This window comes from Oscillibacter sp. (genome assembly GCF_040505565.1).
Classification (GTDB): domain Bacteria; phylum Bacillota; class Clostridia; order Oscillospirales; family Oscillospiraceae; genus Oscillibacter.
Genome location: NZ_JBEUWZ010000024.1, coordinates 289,593 through 312,005 on the forward strand (window position 1 = coordinate 289,593; position 22,413 = coordinate 312,005).

Here is a 22,413-nt window from a genome sequence, read left to right on the forward strand (position 1 = left end):
ATCTTATGAAACTTTATGTGAGAGCCCCATTCTCAGAAAAGTGCCTGAATGAGCTGGGCGGGATGTTCGACGAAGTCGTCTATGAGCCCTGGACGACCACCGGAGAGCGGTACTATGAAGACGAGATGTTGGAGCATCTCATCCAGCAGCAGCCCGACGCGCTGATTACCGAGTTGGACCGCGTCACGGAGAAGGTTCTCCGGGGCTACGACCATCTGCAGTTCATCGGCGATTGCCGCGGAGAGCCGGCCAACATTCAGATGGACGCCTGCACAGCGGCAGGAATCCCCATCCTGTGCACTCCGGGGCGCAATACACAGGCGGTGGCCGAGATGGTCGTGGGGCTGATTCTGGCCTTTTACCGCCGTCTGATTCCGGCCATCCAGTGGACAAAGGGTGGTGAATGGGTCGCGGGGACCACGCCGTATTATCTGTGGATGGGCAATGAACTGCAGGGCAAAAAGGTCGGCTTTGTGGGCTTTGGCCGGATCAGCCATGCGGTTGCAAAAATTTTGGAAGGCTTTGACTGCGACGTCTCTTTCTACGACCCGTTTCTTTCCGGGGATCAGGGACGGTATCACAAGCGCACGCTGGAGGAAATTTTTGCCGAAAGCGATATCGTCTCTTTGCACCTGCCGGTGATGGACTCCACCCGCGGCATGATTACCGAGCCGCTGCTGCGCTCCATGCGGAAGGACGCGCTGTTTGTCAACGCGGCCCGCTCCGCGCTGGTGGATTATGGCGCTTTGCGCAGGGTTTTGGAAGAAGAGAAGATCCGGGGCGCAATTTTGGATGTTCTGAATACAGAGCCTCCCACGCCGGAGGATCTGTCGATCGCTAAATGCCCCAATGTGCTGCTGACGCCCCACATCTGCGGCGCCACCTATGAGGTGACGGATCATCAGTCTGACATTTTGACTAACAGCATCCGCAAGTGGCTTAAAGAAGAGGACCTTGAAAAAATTGTCTACAACCGCGACGTTCTGAAGCGTTGATGACGCGAAACGGAGTGAAGCCATGAGCAGATATTATCTGGTGGTGGATTTGGGAACGGGGAATTCCCGTGTTGCGCTGGTGACCTCGGAGGGTGCGATTCTCGGTATGCGTTCCTTTTCCAACACGTATTACCGGGATGAGCAGTATGAGGACGCGCAGTATTTTCTGCCGGAGGAATGGAAGGACAAACTACTCCGGGGATGCGTGGAACTGTGCGGCGAACACCCAGAACTTCAGGTGAGCGCCATTTCATCGGCCGGAGCACGCCAGAGCATTGTCCTGCTGGATCGGAGCGGGGATGCGTTTTACGGCCTGCCAAACATTGACAACCGCGGCAGAGCTTATATGGGTGAAGTCCCCGATTGGGAAGAAATCTACCGAATTTCCGGGAAATGGGTGACCGAGGACTTTGACGCGGCGAAGCTGTTGGGCCTGCGCAAGGTGTACCCGGAGCTATACCGGCGGATCGGCAAAATCACCAGTGTCAGCGAGTGGATTGCCCAAATTTTTACGGGCCGCACCGTGATTGAGCCGTCTCAGGCCTGTGAGACGCAGCTCTATGACATTGGCGAGCGGAAGTGGTCGGAAAAGGTGTGCGATTGTTACGGCTTCGACATGGAGATTCTTCCTGAGCTCTGCCCGGCAGGCACGGCGGCTGGCCCGGTTCTTCCGGAATACCGCAAACTGCTGGGCCTTACCGACGACGCGGTGTTCGTTGTTGGCGGCGCAGACACGCAGATCGCGCTGCGGCAGGTGAAAATCGGAGTCGGTGACATCGCAGTCGTCTCCGGTACCACGTCTCCGGTGGTGACGCTGATGAAGGAAAAATTTTACGACCCGCAGCAGCGCGTCTGGACGGATGCGAATCTGGGCGGCAAGACGTACCAGATTGAAATGAACCCCGGCGTGACCGGTTTGAACTACCAGCGCATCTGCAGTATGCTCGCGGGCGACTGGAGTTATGAAGAGTTGGAGAAAGCCTACGCCCTGAAAACCGCTTTTCACTGCACGGCGTCGTTTTCTTCTCTATTGTTTTATGAGCGCAGACCGCTGCGTCGCGGCGGATTTTTTATGCGCTCGCCGCTGGACGCCGCAATCGACAAAACGGATCTTCTCTGGTCGGTTCTGGGCGACATTGCGTGCTCGATCTACGAGCAATATTCCAATCTCCGCAGCCTCACCGGAAACCATTCAACCTATCTGCTGGGCTGCGGAGGCGGGTTTCAGTCCCGGGCACTTTGTCAAATGCTCAGCGACCTGACCGGCTGCCAACTGCGGCTGCGCTCCGGCTTCGATCAGGCGACGGTACAGGGTCTGACACTGGTGTGCAACGAGTGCTTAAACGAGCCGGGGCCCAGCTCCGCCGGAGAGTGGATTACGTATGAACCCCGAGCGTCTCAGCTCATCCATCGGTATTATCCGGTGTGGCTAAAAAACCGAGATGAGGCAAATCAAAAATGAGAACATTATCACAAAACCGTGAAGACAAAAAGCAGGAGGCATTTTTATGTTAATGAGGGAAGAAAGAGAACTGGTCGTCGAGTATGGGAAAAAGATGAGCGCTGCGCATCTGAGCACCGGCACCAGCGGAAACATCAGCATTTATAATGCGGAAAAGGGGCTGATGGCCATCAGCCCTTCCGGAATGGATTATTTCAGCACGCAGCCGGAGGACGTGGTCATTACCGATCTGGAGGCACACGTGGTGGACGGCGCCCGGAAACCTTCCAGCGAGTGGGCGCTGCATACCATTTTTTATAAAAACAAGCCGGAGGCGGGCGCGGTGGTGCATACCCACTCCATGTACTGCACGACGTTCGCCGTGCTGGGACAGCCCATCAGGGCGGTTCACTATGTAATCGGTGACGCCAATACGGACGAGGTTCCCTGTGCCCCCTACCAGACCTTCGGCACCGTGGAATTGGCGGAGGCCGCCATTAAGGTCTGCGGGCAGAGCAACGCGGTTCTTTTGGGAAATCACGGCCTTGTGGTTTGCGGAGGGGATCTCAAAAGTGCGTACAGTCTGGCCTGCAATATGGAGTACATTGCCGAGCTGCAGTACCGCGCCATGTGCATTGGAACACCGAATGTTCTCAGCGATGCCGAGATGGCTGCGGTTATGGAGAAGTTTAAGACCTACGGTCAGACGCCGGGAAAGAAAACCGGCTATTAAGGAGGGTTTTTATGGATGCGTTTGATTTTTACAGCCCGACCCACTTTGTTTTCGGCAAGGATCGGGAACGTGAGGCCGGCGGCTATGTGAAGAAGTTCGGGGGAAGCCGGGTTTTGATTGTCTACGGCGGTCAGTCGGCAAAGCGTTCCGGGCTGCTGGACCGGGTGAAGTCGTCCCTGACGGAGGCCGGGCTTTTCATGGCGGAGCTGGGCGGAGTTCTCCCCAATCCCCGCAGCGGCCTTGTGTACAGCGGAATCGAACTGTGCCGGCGGGAAAAAATCGACTTTCTGCTGGCTGTCGGCGGCGGCAGCGTGATCGACACGGCCAAGGCCATCGCCATGGGCGCGGTCTATGACGGCGACTTCTGGGACTTCTTCTCCGGGAAAGCGCCGGAGAAGGCGCTGAGCGTGGGTACGGTGCTGACCATTGCGGCCGCCGGCAGCGAGGGCTCTCCAGACGCCGTCATCACCAACGAAAAGACGCTGGAAAAAAACGGGGCAGGCGCGGACTGCCTGCGGCCCCGTTTTTCCGTGCTGAATCCGGCTTTGACGCAGAGCCTGCCGCCCTATCAGACGGCCTGCGGCATCACGGACATCATGGCCCACGCCTTCGAGCGTTACTTTACCAACACAAAGGATGTGGAGATCACCGACCGGCTGCTGGAGGGCGTTGTCCTGACCATGCTGCACGAGGGAAGACGCGTGATGGAAAACCCGGACAACTATGAGGCGCGCGCCAATATCATGTGGGCCGGAATGGTGTGTCACAACAACATTATGGGCGTAGGCCGTCAGCAGGACTGGAACAGCCATCATCTGGAGCACGTGCTCTCCGCGAAATACGACTGCGCCCACGGGGCGGGACTGGCGGTGATTATGCCCGCATGGATGACCTACTGCGCCCGGCACCACGATCCGATGCGCATGGCGCAGATGGCGGAGCGGATTTTCGGCTGCCAGATGGACTATGAAAATCCTTTGAACACCGCCATGGAAGGGATTCGGGCGTTTCGGATCTTCCTCGGATCCATCGGTATGCCGCTGACCCTTCAAGAGATCGGTGCAGATCCCGCCGGCATTTCCGAGCTGGTGGAGATGAGCCGCATCGGCGATGGCAAAACCGGCGGCTTTGTGGCACTGGACAGACAGGCTCATTTCGATATTTACGGGATAGCCGCAGGGCTGAAAGACGAATAAAGCCCGCTTTCGCGGGTGATAAACAGAAAGGAACAGATATCATGGAAAACGAAAAGAAGATGGGGTTCGCAACCCGGCAGATACATGTGGGCAAGACCAAGGACGCTACCGGCTCTCTGTGCACCCCAATCTATCAGACTTCCACCTTCGAGTTTGACACGGTGGAACAGGGCGGCGCCCGCTTTGCCGGTGAGGAGCCGGGCTATATTTACACCCGTCTTGCAAATCCGTCGCTGACGCTGGTCGAGAGGAAGCTGGCCTCTTTGGAAAACGGCGAGGCCGCGCTCGCAACCGCCTCCGGCATGGGCGCCATCTCCGCCGCGCTGTGGACCTCTGTGGTGGCGGGAGACGAGATTCTGGCCAGCGACACGCTGTACGGCTGTACGTTTGCTCTGCTGAACCACGGCATGACCAAGTTCGGTGTGGAAGTCAGATTCATCGACATGGTGGACGTTGAGGCCTTTAAAAAGAGCCTGTCCCCCAAGACCAAAGTTGTCTATTTTGAAACGCCCTGCAACCCCACGCTGAAGATTCTGGACATTGCCGCCATTGCCGCGGCGGCGCATTCCTATAACGCGGAAATCCGCGTGATTGTGGACAACACCTTCTGCTCTCCGTATCTGCAGCGTCCGCTGGAGCTGGGCGCCGACGTGGTGGTTCACAGCGCCACCAAGTACATCAACGGCCACGGCGACGTGATTGCCGGCTTCATCGTGGGCAAGGCCGATTTTATCAGCCAGTGCCGTATGTTCGGGCTGAAGGACATGACAGGCGCGGTTATGAGCCCCTTTGACGCGTTTTTGATAGCCAGAGGGCTGAAAACGCTGGACATCCGCATGGAAAAGCACTGTGCCAACGCCCGTAAAGTGGCGCAGTTCCTCCATGGTCATCCGGCAGTGGATAAGGTTTACTACCCCGGACTCGAAGATTTCGCGGGTTATGAGATTGGAAAGAAGCAGATGAAGGACTTTGGCGGCATGATGTCCATCGAACTGAAGGCCAGCCGCGACAAAGTGGCCTCCGCGCTGAACAAGCTGCAGCTATGCACCATTGCGGTCTCCTTGGGCGATGCGGAGACGCTGATGGAGCACGCCGCCACCATGACTCACTCCACCTATTCCGCCGAGGAACTGAAGGCGGTCGGGATTTCCGAGGGCCTTGTCCGCGTCTCCGTCGGGCTGGAGGACGCCGAGGATATTATCGCGGACCTCAAAAGCGTTTTGGACACCCTGATCTGAGTACATCCTTTGCTTTCCCCCTTCTTCATAAGGGACTGCCCACCACCGCACATTATGCGGTGGTGGGCAGTCCCCTTTTAACGGAAAGTAGAAGTCTGTCTTTTCCAGGACGATAAGAAGTAACTGCTCGTACAAACAGCTGCTATCAAAACCAGAAGTACCCGGATATTATGCCCGGCTTTTGTATCCAGTATTGTAATTGTTCGGTAAATACGACAGCTTGCTCTTGCTGCCTTATGATCCTTCCGCTTTGCGTTTTTAAGTATGGCCCTACGCAAGCAAAGCGGACTCCGCCTGTATCCAGAGCACGCCAACCACAATGAGGCACACGATCATAAACAAGTTACAGGCCGATACGAACGGGTGCTGCTTCCAAAAATCTCGTACAGCCTTTGGTGAATCGAGACCGATCATCTTCTGTCCGTATGAAGTGGTAATCGAGGCAATTACAAATAGAATAAATGCACCATTAAAAATGGCCGATCTACTTTTATGTAACGCTTCCATGATGAGCATGACAAGAGACAAGGCGGTGACGAAAATTCGCAACGCGGCGATCTTTTTCCAAGTAAATTTCATGATTACTCCCTAATCCATAAATTTTCCAGGTTAGATGTTAACGAACCCGCGCCAACGATTGCGAAAACTTACGCTTCCATAAGCTTCTCGCACAGCCATTTCAGCATGCTGAGCATCAGGTCCGGCTCTCTCATACATTTACGCAGCTCATCCATGGGATCTAGATGAACAAGATTTGGATCTAGCTGTAATATTCGCCGAGGAGCGGATGGCGAATGTCAACGAGAGTCCGTATACATCCAAGCTATTGGTCTGTAAACGAGTAGGGATTATAAAAGCAGGGATTATACGCTGCTTCGATGAGCTTGGGTAAAACTGCGATTTCGCTTCAGCATGATGAATTTGCTTTCGCGGGTCCGGAGCGGTAGAGTCGGATTAGCCCGGTTCTGTCTTTGCGGCTTTTTCCTGGTTAATCTTGCTCAAATAGCGGTACATGGTGGCCTGGGAGCAGGACAGCCGCTGCGCAACCGCCTGAGTCGCGCCTTTCAGCATAAAAACACCCCGTTCATCTAACAGTTGAATGATTCTTAGTTTTTCTCCTTGTGTCAGGCGATCGGAAGAGACCCCGGTGGTATTCATAACGGCCCGAAACGCGTCGTCCGTAGCCGCGGCAATGCTGTTGTAAAACGTCTCCTGATCACCGCTCTCCGCCAGTGTTAGAGGCAGCGGGGCTTGCTGGATGGAGATATTGCGGGAGACATAGTCATTCGGATGACATAGGGCAAACACTTTTTCCGACAACTCCCGGTAGCGGCTGTCGTCAAAATTGATGCAAATCATTCCCACCAGCTCGCCGCGTTCATCCTTAATAAAAAATGTGGAACAGCGCAGTACCTTCCCATCCTCCGAAACGCCGCGGTAATTCAGCTTCCAACTTTGGGATAGGTAGGACTTTTCCGCAATGATCTGCATGGCCAGGCTGGTTGGCGGAGCGCCTATACTGCGTCCACTGACGTGGCCATTGGCAATAGCTACAATCTGCTTGCGCTTTACATCATGCAGTGCGATCTCATAATCCGGTCCAAGCGCCAGCCCCATAAATTCTATCAGCGCGGAATAATAGCGTACCCATTCATTTGTCGCTGGGCCCATTGAATCCCTCCTCCTTTTTCTCAAATGAGACTTTTTTCTCATAACCCTTAATAACAGTCCTTTATAAAATAGCACTTTAACTGCGTTATGGCAATTAAATTAGTAATTTTTTCTTATTTTTTAATAGCATCTTTCTGTTATAAAAGCTAATTCTTTGTGCAATACAGCATATTGTATAATTTATTAAATAGAAAGAGTAGAAACGTGTACAAATTGCAAAAACATATTGACAAAAATTTATTGAGGTGATAATATTTTATCATAAATCACGAGGAGGCAATCATATGAAGCGGCCAATCAGTACAAACAAGGCTCCTGCTGCAATCGGTCCCTATTCCCAAGGCATTCAGGCGGGGGGTCTGGTGATTACATCCGGTCAACTGCCCATCGATCCCGCCACGGGAGTATTTCCAGATGGCATTGAGGCGCAGACCCGTCAGTCCCTGGAAAACTGCAAAAGCGTTCTCGCAGCTGCGGGGCTGGGAATGGAAAACGTCATCAAGACCACCGTGTTTCTCAGCGATATGAACAACTTTGCGGCCATGAACAGTGTCTATGCAACTTTCTTTGAGGGCGCTTGCCCCGCGCGTAGCGCGGTGGAAGTTGCCAGACTGCCGAAGGATGCGCTCGTGGAGATCGAGTGCATCGCCGCGGAGTGATTCTTCAGACTTCCGCATCGGGGCACACGCTCCGAATTTACTTTGGGAAAGGTACTGTCCGCCAGTCGCAAAAGCCGGCCTGAGCCGGCGACGATGACCGGGGTATCCTCTAAAAATAACGGCGTAAAACGCCAAAAATTGGAGGTAAATCTTATGAAGTACCCGTTGAACGTTCCTACACCCCACCACTTTGCCTACGCAGTCCGCGACATCCCCAATGTTACGGTGGAGCAGCGTGAGCGTGCGCTGAAAGCCAACCACTACAATGAGTTTGCGTTTCCCTCCGGCATGCTGACTGTGGATATGCTGTCCGATTCCGGTACCACCGCCATGACCAACCAGCAGTGGGCTTCCCTGTTCCTGGGCGACGAGGCCTACGGCCGAAATACCGGCTACTATATCCTGCTGGACACGTTCCGCGATATCTTTGAGCGCGGCGGCGAGAAGAATTGGAAGAAGATCGTCGATCTGGTCCGTACCGATTGCCGTGATGTGGAGAAGATGATGGACGAGGTTTACCTCTGCGAGTACGAGGGTGGCCTGTTCAACGGCGGTGCTGCGCAGATGGAGCGCCCCAACAGCTTTATTATTCAGCAGGGCCGTGCAGCGGAGTCCGTCCTGATGGAGGTTGTGAAAAAAATTCTGGCCGCCCGTCATCCGGGCAAGGTCTTTACCATTCCCTCCAACGGCCATTTCGACACCACCGAGGGCAATATCAAGCAGATGGGTTCCATTCCCCGCAACCTGTATCACAAGGATCTGCTGTATCAGGTTCCCGAGGGCGGCAAGTATGAGAAAAATCCGTTTAAGGGTAACATGGACATTGAGAAGCTGGAGCAGTTGATTACCGCTTGCGGTCCCGAGAATGTGCCCCTGATTTTCTCCTGCATCACCAACAATCCCATCTGCGGTCAGGCTGTCTCCATGGCCAACCTGCAGGAAACCAACCGCGTTGCCCATAAGTACAACATTCCTTTGGTGTTCGATGTTGCCCGCTGGGCCGAGAACGCTTACTTTATCAAGATGAACGAGGACGGCTACGCCGACAAGTCCATCGCTGAAATCGCCACCGAGATGTTTTCCCTGTGTGATGCGTTCACTATGTCCGCCAAGAAGGACGGCCACGCTAACATGGGCGGTATGCTGGCCTTCCGCGACAAGGGCCTGTTCTGGAAGAACTTCTCTGATTTCAACGCCGACGGTTCTGTCAAAACGGATGTGGGCGTGCTTCTGAAGGTCAAGCAGATCTCCTGCTACGGCAACGACTCCTACGGCGGAATGTCCGGCCGTGACATCATGGCGCTGGCAGTTGGTCTGTACGAGAGCTGTGATTTCAATTACATGAACGAGCGCGTCGCACAATGCGACTATTTGGCAGAGGGCTTCTACAAGGCCGGCGTCAAGGGCGTCGTGCTTCCCGCAGGAGGCCACGCCGTGTATATCAACATGGACGAGTTCTTCGACGGCAAGCGCGGTCATGATACCTTCGCTGGCGAGGGCTTCTCTCTGGAGCTCATCCGCCGCTACGGCATCCGTGTATCTGAACTGGGTGACTACTCTATGGAGTACGATCTGAAGACCCCCGAGCAGCAGGCCGAACTGGCTAACGTGGTCCGCTTCGCCATTGACCGCAGCCGTTTGACCAAAGAGCATCTGGACTATGTCATCGCGGCTGTGAAGGCACTGTACGAGGATCGCGCCAACATACCCAACATGCGGATCACCTGGGGACACAACCTGCCCATGCGCCATTTCCATGCTTTCCTGGAGCCCTATGCCCCGTCTCTAGACCAAAAATAAGTTTTTCCGACAATTGCAAATGGTTCAGACTGTCTTGGCATTATAAATCTGTGCAGGCGGCCTTTCCGGTAAGGCCGGAAAGGCCGCCTGCTGATTTCAGGGATGTGGGTCCAATTCCCACACACCTGCGCAGTATGTCAAAAATGGGAGACCCGTGTGATTTTGTAATAAATTGGAGGAAATTGTATGGCTAAAGAAAACGCCACCCTAGAGCCCCGCGATGGCTTTACTTCCAAATGGGGATTCATCCTCGCCTGTATCGGCTCAGCGGTCGGCATGGGTAATATCTGGCGCTTTCCGATTCTGGTCTCCGCTTACGGAGGCATGACGTTCCTGATCCCCTACTTCATCTTTGTCATTCTGATCGGTTCCACCGGCATTATTGAGGAGATGGCGCTGGGCCGCTCCGCCGCCGCGGGTCCTGTGGGTGCGTTTGGTATGTGCACAGAGCTGCGCACGGGCAACCGGAAAACCGGCGAGGCCATCGGCGTAATTCCCATTTTGGGTTCTCTGGCCCTGGCCATTGGTTACACCTGCGTCATGGCCTGGATCTTCAAGTACACGTTCCTGTCCTTCAGCGGCGGCTTGTACGCCATGGGTCAGAATATGGACACCATCGGCGGTACCTTCGGTGCAACTGCCAGTGCTTGGGGTGCGAACCTCTGGGTCATCGTGGCTATCGCCGTCAGCTTCGCCATCATGTGCTTGGGCATTGCGGGCGGCATTGAGAAGGCTAACAAAATTATGATGCCTGTGCTGTTTGGCCTGTTCATCTGCCTGGCCATCTACATCGGCACCCTGCCCGGCGCCTCCAACGGTTACAAGTACATCTTCTCTGTCAGTCCGGGGGGGCTGGCAAATCCAAAGGTGTGGATCTTTGCATTTGGTCAGGCGTTCTTCTCTCTGTCCGTAGCCGGCAACGGCACCGTGATCTACGGGTCCTATCTGAGCAAGAAGGAAGCCATTCCCAGCTCCGCCCGCAATGTCGCCATCTTTGATACGCTGGCTGCCCTGCTGGCCGCCTTCGTCATCATCCCGGCCATGGCGGCTGGCAACGCCGAGCTGTCCTCCGGCGGACCGGGCCTGATGTTCATCTATCTTGTCAACGTATTCAACGGAATGCCCGGCGGTCGGATTGTGGGCGTTATCTTCTACATCTGCGTGCTCTTCGCAGGCGTCAGTTCCATCATCAATTTGTATGAGGCGCCCGTGGCGTTTTTGCAGGAAAAATTCAAGATGAAGCGGATGCCCGCCACCGCCGTCATCCATGTGCTGGGCTGCGTCGTGGCTATCTGCATTCAGGGTATCGTCTCCGGGTGGATGGATGTGGTCTCCATCTACATCTGCCCGTTGGGCGCCCTTCTGGCCGGAATCATGTTCCTGTGGGTTGCGGGAAAGGACTTTGCCCTCAAGGCGGTCAACGAAGGCTCTAAAAAGGCGATTGGCAGCTGGTTCTATCCGGTTGCCAAGTATGTCTACTGTGCCTGTGCGCTTGTTGCCTTGATCGCCGGCGCCATTTTGGGTGGCATCGGCTGATAAGCGGAACGGCTGGGGGCTTTCGATTGGGACTGCTGTTTGCGTAGCAGTAGCGATACGTTTGTACTTGGAAAAATTATATTTGCCTTTTTAAAATTAAAAGTGTTTATCTAACAAATAGTTGAGCTGCGAGCCGCGTAAACCCAGAACCCTGGATTTACGCGGCTCTTGTCTTGCGCCGACTTGGATAGAACTTAGGGGTAGAAACGGAAAATATTTTTTTAAACGAACAAAGAGCAAACTCCTTTTTGGGGACAGATCGGCTTGGTGCGCTGATGCGCCGCTATGCGGTACCAAAAAAACTCTTTCATGCGGCAAAAATGCCGGAATCCTCAAAACGGAAGCGGTGGAGCAACGTATTCAGCCGCTCAATCTCTTGTGTGAGCGTATTACTGCCGGCCGCAGATTCCTGCGCGGTGGAAGCACTGGACTGGACAGCGCCGGAAATCTCGGTCAGTCCATCCGAAAGACGGCGAATGCCATCGACCTGCTCCTGCGCGTCCTTGCCGATCTCGTTGGTGATGGCGACCACTTTGTCGGAGTTTTCATTCAGCAGACGGAGTGCTTCCGCCGTGCCGCTGGTCAGCTCCGAGCCGTGCTGGACCGCCGTCACGGTGTCCTGAATCAGGGCGGTAGTATCCCTGGCGGCGTCGGCCGCTTTTTTTGCAAGGTTGCGCACCTCGTCCGCCACCACAGCAAAACCCCTTCCGGCCGTACCGGCACGGGCGGCCTCCACCGCCGCGTTCAACGCCAAAATATTGGTTTGGAACGATATATCGTCGATGGTTTTGATGATCTTGCCGATGCCGTCGGTCTTATCGGAGATATTACTTATGGCGGTGAGCATATCGGACATCCTCTGGTTGCAGGAAGCGAAGCCGTCGGCGGACTCCCGGAACAAATCCCGGGCACAGCCGCGCTTTTCCCCGCTGTGCTGAATGATGACGGAAATCTCGCCGATGATGTCGTTGAGTTGCTGAACAGAGGCGGTCTGCTGCCCGGCGTCCCGGAGCAAGGCCTCTGTCCCGGTGGAAATCTGATGCGCGCTCTTATCCAGCTCTCCGGCGGCGGCGCCGAGGCCGGAAAACAGCTGGGAAAGACGTTCGCGGACGGCGTCTATGGCGTGAAGCAGTGATTCGTAGTCACCCTGATATTTTTCGGGGCAACCGCTTTTGACCAACAGGTTGCCCCCGGCCATTTCACGGAGCATGCGGGACGCATCCTCAAGGACCTCGGCGGAATCGTCCCCTCCTCCGCCCGGCCGACCGCCCTGTTCCGTCAAAGCCTCGGAAAACCTGTGCAGACGGGAAATCACAGCGGCAAGAAACACGGCCAAAAGCACCACCGCGACGATTAATTGAATCACAAGTCCCCTGTTGGACGTGCCGGTGAGGGCCGAGCTCGCCAGCAAAAAGATCAGAGAAAGCAGAAAGACTGCGGATAGGCTCACCGCTGTTTTACGCACAGAGACAGTTTTCCATTCTTGTACATCGTGATCCATAAATTTCCCCTCCACATTTTGACTTTTTGACAGAATAAGACGGAGAACGCGGTCCTCAGTACCGCCCCGCCAGATTGTCCATCAGGAAGACCGGCAGCGTCCACAGCAGGGAAAACGCCAGGAGCCGCAGCGGCTCCATCAGCTCATAGCTGCCAAGGCCCGTCAGATAAAAGCTTAGCAGTGCTCCGGCAACGGAGCCCAGCAGTGCCAAGGCCGTTCCCGCCCGCATTGCGCGGCACAGGCGATGGCTCCCGGCGACGGTTTCCGCATAAGGAAGCAGCCCCTCCCGCAGCAGCAGGGCGCGGGGATGGCCTTGGGCGGACTCCTGTTCGGAGAAGGCCAGCCGGTCGGAGAGTGGGGGATAAGACACCTTTATCTTGGCGGCGAATTTCCGTTTCAAAAGGCCGGGGTTCACGTTGGGGTCCCGGGAGGCAAGAATCGGTTGGATATGGTTCCGCTGCAGAAGACGCAGGGCCCAGTCTACATTGTCGGAGGGCTTGTACTTCACCGCAAACACCGCCGCAAGCTGGCGGTCGATGGAGAGAAACACGCCGGTTCGCAAGTTCAGCCCGCTGGGAAGGCGGACGTCCATTTTGCGCATGAAGGACGCGGTGCCAAGAAGCACCGACTCCCCGTGGATGTTGGCGGAAAAGCCACCCTCCTCGTAAAAGCTGAAGTCATCCAGCGTTTCGAGAGAACCGCCCTCAGACACCAGCAAATTGTCAAACAGCCGCCGTAGCCCGCAGCCGGAGGCCCGGGCAAGGGACGCGCCGTAGGATGCCACCTTCGGCATCTCCTCGCCGAAGAGCTTGACGCCATTGAGACTGACTGAGCCGGGCGGAAACAGATCCTGATCGGTGACGACCATGGATTTTTTTCGGCTGATCTTCTCCGCGCCCGCGCAGCCCGCCACGGCGCAGCCCGCCTTTTGCAGCCGCTTTGCCAGCCTTGCGGCGGGGAGCGTGTCCGCCAGCGGCAGCATCAGCGCGGCGGACGCCGCTAGAATTGCCGACCAGTTCAAAAGAAAATCGGAACCGCGCCCCTGCCCCAAAGACCCAAGACCCGCAAACACGGCGGAGGCCACGAAGACCACCGGCATCAGCGCGGCCTGCCAAAGCTCCGAGACAGAGGGCTTTTCCGTGTCGGACCAAAAGCCTGGGATACGGCCCGGCTGTTTGCAGGCCCCGGTTTCCAAATCTGTGACCAGATACGGCGGCGCGGAGTCCAGTGCGGCGGTGCGAAATGTGTCGCACCGGGCCTTTTCCCGCTGAGAACAGCCCCATTGGCCGAACAGCAGGCCTACGCAGGCCGGGAGAGCATACAGGGGTGCGTCGCTGTGGGCGGGGAGCCAGAGACGGGCGGCGCAGTCCAGCAGCGACGCGATTGCGGACGCCGCCAGCAGCAGTTCTCCCGTAAAATATTTATGGACAAGCCGGGAAAAGCCCCGGATAAAAACGCGGCGGCACAAAATGCACATCAGGATCAGCGCCGCGGCGGAGACAATGGTTTGAAGCCGTGCGTCTCCTGTCCAGAGGGGGACGGTATATCCGGCGGCTTCCACAGCCTGAGGCGCCAGCAGCAAAAGCGAGACCGCCGCCGCGGCTGAAAGAGGGCGGCGGCTGCGGCGCCAATGATTCAGAGCGCCCTTCATGGCGGTATCCAGAAACTCCTCCGGACCGATGGGCGGCTCCTCCGGCTCAGGCTCCGGCGGCGGGCCCGGCGGCTCATAGAGCCGCTCCGTCTCCTCGGGAACCATCTTTTTTCGGGAAAAAAGGCCGCGGCGGGGGCGGTGCTCCGCCATTTGGGACTCCCGCTCCTCCATCACGTCTCCCACCGTCTGCCCCACAGCCTTTTCGATGGACACGGGACGGGGCGGGGGCGGAAGGACTTCCTCCGGATTAGCCTCCTGCGGCTCTTGAGACACCGCCAGCGAGGCATCCGCTTCCGGTTCCGATACTTCCCCGGACGGGTCAGGGAGCACAGCGTCTTCCTCTTCGGGCTGGGATGCGGTTTCCACCCCGTTATCCGGCGCAGTCTCCTCCTCCACCTCCTCCAGAATATGCTGACGGCGGCTGCCGCCGTACTCCGCCAGAATTTCCTCCAGTGAGAAGTCGCCCTCCGGGGATACACCGGTTCCAGCGGTCAGATCCTCCGCGTCGGTGAGCGCATCATATGGTTTTTTTTCTTCGATCTCTGCCATCTTTCTCTCCCACCCGCGAATTGTCTCTTTATCAGCTTCTCTGACGCACAGCCTCGTACAGCAGAATTGCCGCCGCTGCGGAAGCGTTCAGAGAGGTCAGATGGCCCCGCATGGGGATGCTGACCAAAAAGTCACAGTTCTCCGCCGCCAGACGGGTCATTCCATCGCCCTCGCTGCCGATGACAATGGCGGCGGGGCCCTTCAGGTCGGCCTGGTAAAGGGCAGTGGTCCCGTCCGCCGCGGTGCCGAATATCCAAACGCCCTGCTTTTTCAAATCCTTCAGCAGCGCCGGAATATTGGGGACCCGCGCCACCGGCACATGGGCCACCGCGCCCGCGGAGGTTTTGGCCACGATGGCCGTCAGTCCCGCGCTGCGGCGCTTGGGGATGATAACTCCGTGGGCCCCGGCGCACTCCGCCGTGCGGATAATGGCGCCCAAATTGTGCGGGTCTGAAATTTCGTCACAAATCACAAGCAAAGGCTTTTCGCCCTTCTTTTCCGCAATCGCCAGAATGTCCTCCACCGAGGCGTACTCCCGCACGGCAGCCAAGGCGATCACGCCCTGGTGGGCATGGGTCCGGCTCATGGCGTCCAGCTTCCGCCGGTCCGCCTCCACCACCACCACGCCCGCGGCGCGGGCCTTGGAGGCGATGTGTCCCAGCGTCTTGTCCGTTTCGCCCTTTGCGAGGTATATTTTATCAATGGATTCACCGGCACGCAAAGCCTCGATCACCGCATTGCGGCCTTCGATAATGCCGTCTGCCTCGGCGGTGAGCTGGTCCTTTTTTTCACTGTCCATACGTTCTCCTTCGGCTTTTTGCGTTCAATCAATAATTACCATGATTGTATCATAGTTTTCGCACACAATAAAGTGGAATTCACAGAAATTTCACGGAAAAGAGGACGGCTGTCCTTGTGGCCCTCCGTTTTTTATGGTATACTGCAAGATAATTTGAGTATAACCTTTTATCAGGCAAAGGAGTATTCGTTGAAGGAGTATTCGTTGGATGAGTCAGAATAACGACCAAAAGAATCGCAAGGGTCCCAAGCGAAACGGGCAAAATGGAGGCAACAATTGGCGCGGCGTTGTCTCCCTGGTGAGCTGGGCTCTGCTGTTGACAATCATCGTCAGCTACGTGGGCAACTGGATTTCCGGTTCCGAGAGCAAAACCTCTGTGGAGATCAGCTATACAGAGTTTGTAACTCTGATAGAGGACAATAAAATTGCCAAGGTGGAATTTGATTCCAGTACGGGACTGGCCCACATTACCCCCGCGGCGGGCTTCACCTATACCGACAAGGACGGTAAGACATACGGACCCATGCCGGAGCAGACCAAGGACGATTCTGCCGCCGGAACCGGAGACATTGCCGCAGCGGGGCTTGGCGGACTGCTGAGCAAGAGGACTGCCCCAGATGACGGGAGCTTCCAGCTTTACACCGTGGCGCTGAACGACGATGAGCTGATATCAAGACTCCTGGAGCACAAGGTGGATTGCGGCTCCCCCTACACGCCGCCCGTTAGTCCGCTGTTGGAAATGCTCATCACCTATATTCTGCCCTTCGCCATTATGATGCTGCTGTTGTCGTTGGTGTTCCGCATCATGGCCAAAAAGGGCGGCGGCATCGGTGGCTTGGGTGGCGTGGGCTCTGTGGGTAAGGCCAACGCCAAGGTCTATATGGAAAAGTCCACCGGCATTACCTTCCGGGACGTGGCAGGTCAGGACGAGGCCAAGGAATCTCTTACGGAAATCATCGACTTTTTGCACAATCCGCAAAAATACACGGAGATTGGCGCAAAGCTGCCCAAGGGCGCTTTGCTGGTGGGCCCTCCGGGTACCGGAAAGACCCTGCTTGCCAAGGCGGTCGCCGGCGAGGCCAACGTACCCTTCTTCTCCATCTCCGGATCCGACTTTGTGGAGATGTTCGTGGGTGTGGGCGCCAGCCGCGTCCGGGATCTTTTCAAAGAAGCCGCAAAGGTGGCCCCGTGCATCGTTTTCATCGACGAGATCGACACCATCGGCAAGTCCCGCGACAACCGCATGGGCGGCAATGATGAGCGGGAGCAAACCTTGAACCAGCTGCTGGCGGAAATGGACGGATTTGACCCCACAAAGGGTGTCATTCTGCTGGCGGCCACCAACCGCCCAGAGGTATTGGATCAGGCGCTGCTGCGCCCCGGACGGTTTGACCGGCGCATCACCATCGACCGGCCCAATCTTGTGGGCCGCGTTGCCACGCTGGAGGTACACACCCGGAACATCCGGCTCAGCGAGGATGTGAATCTGAAAAAGGTGGCGCTGGCTACCGCGGGGTGCGTGGGCGCGGATCTTGCAAATCTGGTGAACGAGGCGGCGCTTCGGGCTGTTCGTCTGGGCCGCAAAACAGTCAATCAGGGGGACCTGCTGGCCGCGTTTGAACTGGTCATCGCGGGTACGGAGAAAAAGGGCAGCGTCCTGACGGAATTTGAGAAAAAGCTGGTGGCGTACCACGAGGTGGGCCACGCCATGGTGGCTTTCAAGCAGAAGAATACCGAGCCGGTGCAAAAGATCACCATTGTCCCCCATACGCAGGGTTCTTTGGGTTACACGCTGCTGATGCCCGAGGAGGATAAGACGGAGCTGCGGACCCGCGATGAGCTGATGGCTAAGATCACGGTTTCCATGGGCGGCCGCGCCGCCGAGGAAGTGGTGCTGAACACCATGACGAACGGCGCGTCTCAGGACATTCAGGACGCCACGCAGGTGGCCCGGAACATGGTGGCCATGTACGGTATGAGCGATGAATTCGGCATGATGGCTTTGGCCTCCCGCCGAAATCAGTATTTGGACGGTGGATACGGCATGGATTGCGCGCAGGATACCGCCGCCGCCATGGATAAATCGGTTCGGGATATTCTGACCGGCTGCTATCGCAAGGCGGTGGAGGTCATCCGGGAAAACCGCCAGGACATGGATCGGGTAGTCGCTTACCTTTTGGAAAAGGAAACCATTACCGGTGCGGAAATGGTGGCTATTATTGAAGGCCGGGACCCGACGCTGGTGGAGGACGAATATGCCTCCACCCGGCAGGAGACCCCCGGAATTGAGGCTCCCGCCAAACACATCAACATGATCTCCGAGAAGGTCGAGCCTCCTGCTCCTACGGAAGCGGCCTCGGAGCCGTCTGCTGAGACGGAGCCACCCACCGAAGAAGCAAAAGCGTCCTCCGGGGTTGCGGAGGATTCGCATGAAGATGCCCCATCCGGCGATCTGCCAGAGGACGGCGGCTATCGTGAGAAGCCCTGAGGCCAGCCGCGGATGAAAGAGCGGCCGGGTCGGGCCTGAATCTACAAGTAAAACAAAGGACTCATCTCATTGAGATGAGTCCTTTGTTTTTGCTTTACTGGATGGCGGGATTCCTCACGGATTCGGCAGAATATACCGATTCATGTCCACTTGCAGAGCCTGCGCAAAACTGCTGTCCTGTTTGATGTTGTGCAGATACACATGGGCATCAACGTCCGGTCGGTTCGTTTCAATCACGCACACCGCGATGTTGGAGCAGTGGTCTGACACGCGCTCGAAATTGGTCAGCAGATCGTTTAAGATGAATCCGAGCTGGATGGTGCACACGCCGCTTTGCAGCCGCTCAATGTGCCGCAGGCGGATCTCCTCAATCAGTCGGTCAATGGTCTCCTCCAGCGGCTCCACAAGAACGGCGGCCTCCGGGTCATTGATGGAAAAGCAGTCCAGCGCATGATCCAGAATATCATTCAGTGCTTTGCTCAGGACCTCCAGCTCCCCCTTCGCACAGTCAGAAAACGCCAGCTGCTTGTCATGGAGCTCCTGAGCCGACTCCTGTATGTTCACGGCGTGATCTCCGATGCGCTCAAAATCTCCGATACAGTGGAGCATGCGGCTAACCTGACGGCTGTTTTCACCGGATAGTCCATGGCGGGATATCTGTACAAGATAGTCGCCCAGACGGTCTTCGTAGGTATCCAGCTTGTCCTCGTCCTCCAGAATCTGAGTTTCCCGGTCGGCGGTGTAGCTTTCAAGCTGCTCAACGGCGAGCAGAAAATTCTTGCGGGCGAGCTCGGACATCTTCCCTACCATAGCGATGCATTCATTGATTGCCGCGCCGGGAGTGCGGAGCAGTAGGGGGTCCAAAAACGCGAATTGCTCGCTCTTCGTTTCCGATTTCACCAGAATACAGGCCAGCTTTTCAAGCTGCTTTGAGAAGGGCAGCAGAATAGCGGTGGTGAACACATTGAAAACTGTGTGGCACAGAGCGACGCTGACCGCGCTGGCCGTGTCGTCCATGAACGTAAGGGGCAGGAAGCTCCCCAAACCGTAAAACAGAAACAGGCAAATCACTGTTCCGATAATATTAAAGGAGATATGGACCGCCGCCACCCGCTTCGCGCTGCGGCTGACACCGATGGAGCTGAGTATCGCGGTGACGCAGGTGCCGATGTTCTGGCCCATGATGATGGGAATGGCCATGCCGTAAGTAACGGCACCGGTCATGGCCAACGCCTGCAAAATACCGACGGAGGCAGCAGAGGACTGGATGATGCCCGTAAATACCGCGCCCACCAACACGCCCAGCAAGGGATTGTTAAATGCAGTCAGGATGCTTGCAAATTCAGGCATATCCTGCAGCGGACTGACGGCTTCCTTCATCAGCTCCATACCGTACATCAAAATGGCAAAGCCCATGAGGATACGGCCGATGTCCCGCTTCTTCTGCTTTTTGGAGGCCATAATGAGCAAGATGCCAACCAGCGCCACCAATGGCGAGAAGTTCTCCGGCTTCAAAAGATTTACCCATACGTTTCCGCTCTTGATCCCGCTGAGGGAAAGGATCCAAGCGGTCAGCGTCGTCCCGATGTTGCTGCCCATGATGACGCCGATCGTCTGTCCCAGTTCCATGACGCCGGAGTTCACCAGCCCCACCAGCATCACCGTTACGGCAGAGGAGGACTGAATGGCGATGGTGATGCCGGCGCCCAGCAGCAGACTGCTCGCCGGATTTGAGGTCATGCGCTTTAACGTGCGCTCCAGCTTGCCGCCCGCCATTTTCTCAAGGCTCTTGGACATGGTGTTCATGCCAAAGAGGAAAAAGGCCAGACCGCCGCAAAGGGTAAAGACGGAAAAAATGTCCATCAAATGGTTCTCCTTCGTATTTAACACGGAATTTACAATTGTTGGCTTCTATGCGCTGCCATTTTAAACAACGTTATAAAAGTTTACAATATCTATTATATAGGGAAATGATCCGTATAGGAAGACCTGCAATGTTAAATCCACGTAAAATCTTAAGCGGCAGTCTCAATCCTTTTTCCAGAATTCCGCCAGCTCCGGTGCGGCGGCGTGGCCCTTGAAATAGCCGTCCTGCCAAAGGGCACGGATCTTTTCTACGTCTTTTTCCATCCGGGAAAAGCCCCTGGTGGACTCCGGAGCGATGATGATGGCCCGGCCCTCCCGCTCCAGTTGGAATAGGTGTTCCCGGTTTTCATTGTACGCGTCCGCCCGGCGAAGCATGGTGTCGAGAAAATTGGGATACTTGCGGTAGTGACGCCGGATGAGCCCGTCGGACTTCTCAACGCTCCGTACATAAGACCGCTCCCGGGTCAGCACCACCAGCAGGTGTTCACATCCCTTGTCCAGTGCCCGCTGCCATGGTATGGGGTCGGCGCAGCCGCCGTCCAGATAGAGCTGGCCGTTGATGTGGAAGATGGGAAACAGCAGCGGCATGGCGCAGGTGGCCTGCAAAACCGTGAAATGCTTGTCCGTGCAGGAAATGGGATAATAGTCCGCCTTTCCGGTGTTCAGATTCGTCAAAACTGCCTCCGCCTCGCCGGAATAGGCGGAAAAGGCCTCATAGTCAAAGGGAACGTACTGATTTGGAATATCCTCATAGGCAAATTTCAGCCCGAAATAGGACCGGTTTTTTCGATCCAGCAGGTTTCCCATGCCCATATACCGTTTATCATTGGCATAGTGGCAGATGATATTCAAGTTCCGCCATTTCTGCCGCGAGAGATAGCTGATCCCGTAACCAGCCCCGGCGGACACGCCGATGAAATAATCCGGCAGCAGCCCCGCGTCCAGCAGCGCGTCGCACACGCCGGTGGAGAAAATAGTGCGGAAGGCGCCGCCCTCCAAAACAATTCCTGATTTCATAGTTTCACCTCAAAAGCTCAAAGGCACTCCAGCGCCAACAGCGCCGACCGAGCCAAAAGTGCCGCGCCCAGCGGCAGCGCCGCGTCGTCGGTGGAAAATTTGGGGCTGTGCCACGGGGCGTTTTCCCGCCCCGGAAAGCCGCTGCCCAGCCAGTAGAAAAAGGCGGGAATTTCCGTGCCGTATATTGCAAAATCCTCACTGCCCATATCCGGCGGCGGCGAAACCGTGTTTCCCACGCCTACCGTTGCTGAGGCGGCGCGTCTTGCAATTTCCGCCAAAGACGGGGCGTTTCGCGTCACCGGGACCTGAGGCAGCAACTCTGTCTCCGCCTGACAGCCGTAAGCCGCGGCGATGCCCGCCGCCAGAACGTCCAGCCGTTCCGCCGCCCGCTGAAGCGCCGCGTCCCGGAGATAGCGAATGCTGCCGGTCATGGTGAGAGAGGCCGGGACAAAAAAATCCGGCGCGTCGGTGTGGAGGGAGTATACCGCGCATACCAGAGCGTCCTGCGGGTCAGTGCTGCGGCTGACGATGGTCTGCACCCCGTCCACCAGCGCCGCTCCCGCCACCACCGGGTCCACACATTTGTGGGGCGAACCGCCGTGGCCGGGTTTTCCCCGCAGTGTCACGCGAAAATTGATCTTCCCCGCCATGATGGGGCCATCTAGTACGGCGACCTGCCCCGTGGGCAGCTCCGGACGGTTGTGGAGGCCAAAGATAAAGTCTGGCTTTCCGCCGGTCTTCTCCCAGATCCCGCTGTCCAGCAGGGCTTGCGCTCCCTGCGTCTCCTCCTCGGCGGGCTGAAATAAAAACACCACACGGCCGGAAAGCGTCTCCCGCCTGGCCGCCAGCAGCTTTGCCGCACCATAGAGGCAGGCGGTGTGAAAATCGTGACCGCAGCCGTGCATAAGGCCCGCTATTTCCGAGCGGACGGCGTGGCTTTGTTCCTCCGTCTCCGCGATGGCGTCAATGTCCGCCCGCAGGGCCGCGGTTTTCCCGGGCCTTTCGCCCTCCAGAACCGCTGCGACTCCGGTATCCATTCCCAAATCCACAAGGCGGAGACCCAGCGCATCCAGTTTCTCTCGCAGCAGCGCCGTGGTCCGCCGCTCCTGAAAGCCGATCTCTGGGTGACGGTGCAGGTCTTCCTTCAAAGCCAGCATCTCCCCGTACAGCCCTGCCGCCTGTGCGTCCAGCAGTTCCATTTTTATGCGCCCCCATTTAATATCCGGCCGCAAATCGGCGGGCGGATTTCGCGTCCCGGCGCGGCTTTGAACGC

General features: G+C 56.7%; 17 protein-coding genes. 9 read left to right on the forward strand and 8 right to left on the reverse strand.

The features are described 5' to 3' along the window. Nucleotides 1-5 precede the first annotated feature (5 nt). The 5 genes from ABWQ15_RS13240 to megL are packed head-to-tail and all read left to right on the forward strand — an operon-like array spanning nucleotide 6 to nucleotide 5,603. Entirely contained in the window at nucleotides 6-995 is a 990-nt protein-coding gene (locus tag ABWQ15_RS13240; protein WP_353909248.1) for a 2-hydroxyacid dehydrogenase, read from the forward strand. A 22-nt stretch (nucleotides 996-1,017) separates the two neighbouring features. Then, nucleotides 1,018-2,457, forward strand: a complete 1,440-nt coding sequence (locus tag ABWQ15_RS13245) for an FGGY-family carbohydrate kinase (protein ID WP_353909249.1) — start codon at nucleotides 1,018-1,020, stop codon at nucleotides 2,455-2,457. Between the two features lie 46 nt (nucleotides 2,458-2,503). Continuing rightward, nucleotides 2,504-3,169, forward strand: a complete 666-nt coding sequence (locus ABWQ15_RS13250; protein ID WP_353909250.1) for an L-fuculose-phosphate aldolase — start codon at nucleotides 2,504-2,506, stop codon at nucleotides 3,167-3,169. An 11-nt stretch (nucleotides 3,170-3,180) separates the two neighbouring features. Then, nucleotides 3,181-4,365 (forward strand): iron-containing alcohol dehydrogenase, encoded by a 1,185-nt coding sequence (locus ABWQ15_RS13255; RefSeq protein WP_353909251.1) that lies wholly within the window; start codon nucleotides 3,181-3,183, stop codon nucleotides 4,363-4,365. A gap of 41 nt (nucleotides 4,366-4,406) precedes the next feature. Next, complete coding sequence (gene megL / locus ABWQ15_RS13260; protein ID WP_353909252.1) at nucleotides 4,407-5,603, forward strand: methionine gamma-lyase; 1,197 nt, start codon at nucleotides 4,407-4,409, stop codon at nucleotides 5,601-5,603. Nucleotides 5,604-5,873: 270 nt separating this feature from the next. Here megL and ABWQ15_RS13265 read toward each other — a convergent pair whose 3' ends face one another. Both ABWQ15_RS13265 and ABWQ15_RS13270 read right to left on the reverse strand, forming a co-directional pair. Further along, on the reverse strand, nucleotides 5,874-6,182 hold the full coding sequence (locus tag ABWQ15_RS13265) for a hypothetical protein (protein WP_353909253.1): 309 nt from the start codon (nucleotides 6,180-6,182) through the stop codon (nucleotides 5,874-5,876). A gap of 375 nt (nucleotides 6,183-6,557) precedes the next feature. Next, complete coding sequence (locus ABWQ15_RS13270) at nucleotides 6,558-7,274, reverse strand: helix-turn-helix transcriptional regulator (RefSeq protein WP_353909254.1); 717 nt, start codon at nucleotides 7,272-7,274, stop codon at nucleotides 6,558-6,560. A gap of 284 nt (nucleotides 7,275-7,558) precedes the next feature. Between ABWQ15_RS13270 and ABWQ15_RS13275 the strand changes: the two genes are divergently transcribed. The 3 genes from ABWQ15_RS13275 (at nucleotide 7,559) to ABWQ15_RS13285 (ending at nucleotide 11,269) form a co-directional block, all read left to right on the forward strand. Beyond that, on the forward strand, nucleotides 7,559-7,933 hold the full coding sequence (locus ABWQ15_RS13275) for a RidA family protein (RefSeq protein WP_353909255.1): 375 nt from the start codon (nucleotides 7,559-7,561) through the stop codon (nucleotides 7,931-7,933). 153 nt (nucleotides 7,934-8,086) lie between these two features. Continuing rightward, on the forward strand, nucleotides 8,087-9,733 hold the full coding sequence (locus ABWQ15_RS13280; RefSeq protein WP_353909256.1) for a tryptophanase: 1,647 nt from the start codon (nucleotides 8,087-8,089) through the stop codon (nucleotides 9,731-9,733). Nucleotides 9,734-9,919: 186 nt separating this feature from the next. Continuing rightward, entirely contained in the window at nucleotides 9,920-11,269 is a 1,350-nt protein-coding gene (locus ABWQ15_RS13285; protein WP_353909257.1) for a sodium-dependent transporter, read from the forward strand. A 307-nt stretch (nucleotides 11,270-11,576) separates the two neighbouring features. Here the strand turns inward: ABWQ15_RS13285 and ABWQ15_RS13290 are convergent, their stop codons facing one another. Genes ABWQ15_RS13290 through rlmB form a run of 3 tightly spaced genes read right to left on the reverse strand, consistent with a single transcriptional unit; the run spans nucleotide 11,577 to nucleotide 15,769 of the window. After that, on the reverse strand, nucleotides 11,577-12,770 hold the full coding sequence (locus tag ABWQ15_RS13290; RefSeq protein ID WP_353909258.1) for a methyl-accepting chemotaxis protein: 1,194 nt from the start codon (nucleotides 12,768-12,770) through the stop codon (nucleotides 11,577-11,579). A 55-nt stretch (nucleotides 12,771-12,825) separates the two neighbouring features. Continuing rightward, on the reverse strand, nucleotides 12,826-14,970 hold the full coding sequence (locus ABWQ15_RS13295) for a hypothetical protein (RefSeq protein WP_353909259.1): 2,145 nt from the start codon (nucleotides 14,968-14,970) through the stop codon (nucleotides 12,826-12,828). Between the two features lie 31 nt (nucleotides 14,971-15,001). Then, nucleotides 15,002-15,769 (reverse strand): 23S rRNA (guanosine(2251)-2'-O)-methyltransferase RlmB, encoded by a 768-nt coding sequence (rlmB, locus tag ABWQ15_RS13300; protein WP_353909260.1) that lies wholly within the window; start codon nucleotides 15,767-15,769, stop codon nucleotides 15,002-15,004. Nucleotides 15,770-15,977: 208 nt separating this feature from the next. On the opposite strand from rlmB, the gene ftsH reads away from it, so the two are divergent. Beyond that, the gene (ftsH, locus tag ABWQ15_RS13305) at nucleotides 15,978-18,257 is read left to right on the forward strand and encodes an ATP-dependent zinc metalloprotease FtsH (protein ID WP_353909261.1); all 2,280 of its coding nucleotides are present in this window, start codon (nucleotides 15,978-15,980) and stop codon (nucleotides 18,255-18,257) included. 114 nt (nucleotides 18,258-18,371) lie between these two features. Here ftsH and ABWQ15_RS13310 read toward each other — a convergent pair whose 3' ends face one another. The 3 genes from ABWQ15_RS13310 to ABWQ15_RS13320 all read right to left on the reverse strand — a co-directional run bounded on the left by ABWQ15_RS13310 (nucleotide 18,372) and on the right by ABWQ15_RS13320 (nucleotide 22,339). Next, nucleotides 18,372-20,120, reverse strand: a complete 1,749-nt coding sequence (locus ABWQ15_RS13310; protein WP_353909262.1) for a Na/Pi cotransporter family protein — start codon at nucleotides 20,118-20,120, stop codon at nucleotides 18,372-18,374. 165 nt (nucleotides 20,121-20,285) lie between these two features. Further along, complete coding sequence (locus ABWQ15_RS13315) at nucleotides 20,286-21,140, reverse strand: patatin-like phospholipase family protein (protein ID WP_353909263.1); 855 nt, start codon at nucleotides 21,138-21,140, stop codon at nucleotides 20,286-20,288. 17 nt (nucleotides 21,141-21,157) lie between these two features. Next, nucleotides 21,158-22,339 carry a M20 family metallopeptidase gene (locus ABWQ15_RS13320; RefSeq protein ID WP_353909264.1) on the reverse strand — a complete coding sequence of 394 codons (1,182 nt, stop codon included), beginning with the start codon at nucleotides 22,337-22,339 and terminating at the stop codon, nucleotides 21,158-21,160. Between the last annotated feature and the right edge of the window lie 74 nt (nucleotides 22,340-22,413).